The 273-nt window shown below is 68.1% G+C and carries 2 pseudogenes; both read right to left on the bottom strand.

Annotation, left to right across the window (positions count from 1 at the left end):
• Positions 1 to 145: pseudogene (locus ACQG3P_RS19730) on the bottom strand (L-histidine N(alpha)-methyltransferase); the annotation flags it as partial.
• A pseudogene (locus tag ACQG3P_RS19725) lies at positions 142 to 273 on the bottom strand (ergothioneine biosynthesis protein EgtB); the annotation flags it as partial. The pseudogenes ACQG3P_RS19730 and ACQG3P_RS19725, both read right to left, overlap by 4 nt.

Below are 273 nucleotides of genomic sequence, written 5' to 3'. Positions count from 1 at the left end.
GCTGCGAGCCGCGTGCATCGTAGCAATACTTGGAAGGCAACTGGCGTGGGCGCTGCGACCGGCCGTGCAGGATGTCGGCGGTGATCCGCGCGCGATCCGGCTGCAGGTCGGTCAACGCATCCAGGGCATCACTGAGAGTGCTCATGCGGCATCCTTGGCCAGACGCAGGCCGGCGAACTGCCAGCGCGCCGACGGTGCGAAGACATTGCGGTAGCTGGCACGGATGTGGTCGGCCGGGGTGGCGCAGCTGCCGCCACGCAGTACCCATTGGCC

Origin of the sequence: Stenotrophomonas sp. SrG, from assembly GCF_050031795.1 — a bacterium.
In the GTDB taxonomy this organism is placed as follows: domain Bacteria; phylum Pseudomonadota; class Gammaproteobacteria; order Xanthomonadales; family Xanthomonadaceae; genus Stenotrophomonas; species Stenotrophomonas rhizophila_A.
The sequence above is the reverse complement of the archived record's forward strand: the minus strand, read 5'-3'. Positions and strand labels throughout refer to the sequence as shown.